Raw genomic sequence first — 3,691 nt, 5'->3', positions numbered from 1 at the left:
CGTAAGGCGGATGAGAAAATTCTCGACTTGTTATTTGGGGAAGTGGAAAATAATTACGAATAGCCGAGATGCAAGACTTTATACTCCATGATTTCAACATGGTTTCTACACAAACAGGATCTAAAATCCAGATATAAAGTTCATGCACACAGACATTGCAATCATAAGGGAACTAACACCATAATCGAGGATGAATAACACTTTGAAAGATCATAAAAAAGTTAACTTTTGAAATAGGATTGAAGAAGCGGGTGAGCGACATGTCAAAAATTCGGGTGCTTGTAGTCGATGACGAATGGAATATGCGTAATTTGCTGCGCATTTTTCTCTTAAAGGAAGGCTTTGAGGTTAAGGAAGCCTCATCTGGTCACGAGGCGTTGTCCATCATGAAGCAGAGTGCATTTGATCTTGTCATTTTGGATGTCATGATGCCAGGAATGGAGGGTTGGGAGGTTTGTAAAGCAATACGTGAAACCGAAACAATACCTATCCTCATGCTCACGGCTCGCTCTGATACAAAGGATAAAGTACATGGACTAGGCATTGGAGCTGATGATTACTTAACAAAGCCTTTTGAACCCGAAGAGTTAGTGGCGCGTGTATTTTCCTTGTTAAGGCGTTCTATGATCAACCAATCGCAGAAGTTTCAGCATACGATCATTGAATTTCACAATCTGAAAATAAACGCAGAAGCTCGCGAAGTTCATATTCATGAAAAAAGTATTGATTTTACGCCCAAAGAGTTTGATTTGTTCCTTTATCTAGCGAAAAATACGCAGCGGTCTTTTTCACGAGAAGAGTTAGTTGAACGATTATGGGGTTATGAATATACCGGTGACACTCGTGCTGTTGATACCCATATAAAAAATATCCGAGAAAAACTACAACGCGTAGGTCTTGGCTACAACCCCATTGAAACCGTGTGGGGGGTAGGATATAAATTTACAGCCCAAGGAGTAACGAGATGAGGAACAATAGAATTGGGGTGAAACTTGGTTTAATCATCATTTCGGTATTCTTTATCGTCATCTCCTTTCTGGGTGTAAGTATCTATCAGATGTTCTCTAACTTTTATCATTCGGAAATGAGAACGGAGGTCGCAGAGATGACCTCTCATTTCATCTCGATGGCAGAAACAACGGAGTCTTCCTCAGAGGAAATGATTATGACCTTCGCAGATTTTTCAAATGTGAGTATGTTTTATATCAACTCTAAAGGCGAGATAACGCTTCATACAGGTGAACACAGTGCTTCAGACCGATCTTTTATCGATCCAGAAGATATTAAGAAGATCTTCTCTGGAAATTCCATTAACTTAGAACACCAGGATCCATTAGGCAATCGTTATGTGGTGATTGGACAACCGATCTATCGCGATAATCAAGTATCTTCAGCAATTTATGTAATGGCCTCCACCCTAAGTATGGATAAGTCTCTTGCTGCTGTGCAAAATCTGCTGCTCCTTTCAGGAGTAGGAGCCTTTTTACTTGCAATCGGAATAACGTGGATTATGGCGCACCTCTTTTCTCGGCCCCTAATTCTTATGCAGCAAGCGACAAAGAAAATTGCCGTTGGAGAGTTAGAAACCCGATTAGATATTCAACGAAAAGATGAAATTGGTGATTTGGCGGAGGCGATCAATAATTTAGCAACCGACTTACAGCGATATCGAGATACACGGCAAGAGTTTTTCGCTAATATATCTCATGAACTCCGAACTCCGATCACGCACCTTAAAGGATATGCCAGTGTGTTGAAAAACCATTTGTATCAGACAGAAGAAGAGAAGGACAGTTATCTAGACATCATTTATCAGGAAGGCGTTCGCCTTCAGCATCTGGTTGACGATCTGTTTGAACTTTCGAAGATGGAAGAAGGTAAGGTCAGTCTTGTCATCGAATGGGTCGATATAAATGACATTATAAATCAGGCCGTTAATAGGGTGACTTTAAAAGCAAAGGAGAAAGGACTAGCACTTAGCGTTCATCTGACGGATTCAATTCCGCTAATCCGCGGGGATGGGATGCGAATGGAACAGATCATGATCAATCTATTGGAAAATGCGATACGTTATACAGAACAGGGTACGATTCGAATCCATACGAGTCACACTCATGATACGGTCTCTGTTTCCATAGAGGATTCAGGCATTGGTATTCCAGAGGAGGAGCTTCCGTACATTTTTGAACGTTTCTATCGAGCAGAGAAGTCCAGATCACGACAAACTGGCGGTACGGGACTCGGACTATCCATTGTAAAGAAATTAGTGGAGCTGCAGGGAGGAAACATTCAGGTTACCAGTAAGAAGGGGATTGGTACTTGTTTTACGGTTCAGTTTGCCCTCCCGACGATACAGGAGGAGTCGATATGAAAAAAGTCGACTGGTTGATCGCCGCATTCTTTGTGACGATTGGCCTGGTGTGTTTAACCGTTTCGGCTATGTATTATCAAGGAGATACTTTCATAGTAGAAAAGCTTCTTTCAAACGGACGACATGCATAGGGATAGTTGTTTTAGGTTTTGTCATTTATCTCATATACCGAATAATTCGATTAAAAAAGCATAAACGAAATAGAAAGTGACTTCAATGAGGAGTCGCTTTTTGGATCCACACCAATCTACACAGTTTCAACATATTTGAAGAGTATGATTTAAGCAATTCATCAGGAGGTGACAACATGAAAAACAAGTTCATAGCGATAGTTGGTGCAACTGTTCTGACTCTTGGAATCGGATCTGCTGTCTATGCGGCAGATGTGAATCCAGGTACCATTAAAGACATGCTTCCTTTCATGAAAGAAATGCATCCAAATTTAAATGACTCAGAATTGGAACAAATGTACAACAATTGTCATCAGAGAGGGGCAAATTCTAACTCTCAGGGAATGATGCAGAAAAACTCAATGATGCAAGGAAGAGGCAAGGGATCGATTTAGCGTATATACTTTGCTGAGTACTGTACGTCCAAGAACTGAATGCCACGTAGGGCTTCACAAATGGCTCTAGAAAGAGCAGAATCATACATTCAAGGATTTGTCCGGATCGAGACGTTGATTGCGTTAGAAGGCGGTATATGAAGTATTCCAAACGCGAGCTCGTCGATCTTCTGATTAACTTGGAACAATATTTAGCTGTTCATAATCATCTTTGGACAAAGAATGAGTTTTACAATATAGCTAGAAGTTCCTTCTTTATTCTGAAGGAACTTCTTTTTCATAAACGGCCAACGGTTTTCTCTTGTAATTTACATTTCATATAGTCAAAGATAGACAATCTGTGACAAAGTGTTACAGGAGTGAGGATGATGCAATACATAAAATTGTGTCCTGTACTTTAAAATTCGTGAGTGGATCGATCGTGAATCAGATCTTAAACAATCATAATCATCAATGGAGCGGGATCCCTTTTTTAGGGCAAGTTGTCTATTTACGGGGAAACTCCAATATCAGTACAGGTGGAGACAGTCTTGACTTTACTGAGGAAATTCCGGAGAGCTATCAGAAATTAGCCATTGAATCAGCGAAGGCTGCAGGTGCAACTTTCTGTGGGGTAGATATGATGATTGATGATATCACATCTGAAGAATCCGATTCTAATTACAGTATTATTGAAATCGACTTTAACCCCGCCATTCATATTCATTGCTATCCTTACAAGGGGGAGAACCGTAAGGCGGATGAGAAAATTCTCG

At 40.6% G+C, this 3,691-nt stretch carries 4 protein-coding genes and 1 pseudogene; all 5 read left to right on the top strand.

All coding sequences use genetic code 11. From position 1 onward, the window contains the following. The first annotated feature begins 260 nt into the window (after positions 1 to 260). A complete protein-coding gene (locus tag BBG47_RS27340; RefSeq protein ID WP_065294371.1) occupies positions 261 to 968 on the top strand; it encodes a response regulator transcription factor in 708 nt (235 codons plus the stop codon). Beyond that, positions 965 to 2,371 (top strand): sensor histidine kinase, encoded by a 1,407-nt coding sequence (locus BBG47_RS27335; protein ID WP_065294370.1) that lies wholly within the window; start codon positions 965 to 967, stop codon positions 2,369 to 2,371. Before BBG47_RS27340 ends, BBG47_RS27335 begins: the two co-directional genes overlap by 4 nt. Beyond that, positions 2,368 to 2,502 carry a hypothetical protein gene (locus BBG47_RS31160; RefSeq protein WP_302621977.1) on the top strand — a complete coding sequence of 45 codons (135 nt, stop codon included), beginning with the start codon at positions 2,368 to 2,370 and terminating at the stop codon, positions 2,500 to 2,502. The genes BBG47_RS27335 and BBG47_RS31160 overlap by 4 nt, the downstream gene beginning before the upstream one ends. Before the next feature lie 176 nt (positions 2,503 to 2,678). Then, positions 2,679 to 2,936 carry a hypothetical protein gene (locus BBG47_RS27330; RefSeq protein ID WP_065294369.1) on the top strand — a complete coding sequence of 86 codons (258 nt, stop codon included), beginning with the start codon at positions 2,679 to 2,681 and terminating at the stop codon, positions 2,934 to 2,936. Between the two features lie 421 nt (positions 2,937 to 3,357). Next, positions 3,358 to 3,691, top strand: a pseudogene (locus BBG47_RS27320) (bifunctional glutamate--cysteine ligase GshA/glutathione synthetase GshB); the annotation flags it as partial.

It is taken from the genome of Paenibacillus sp. KS1 (assembly GCF_001680695.1).
Lineage (GTDB): Bacteria > Bacillota > Bacilli > Paenibacillales > Paenibacillaceae > Paenibacillus_B > Paenibacillus_B suaedae.
Note: the sequence above shows the minus strand (reverse complement) of the source record. Positions and strands in the feature narration are given on the sequence as shown.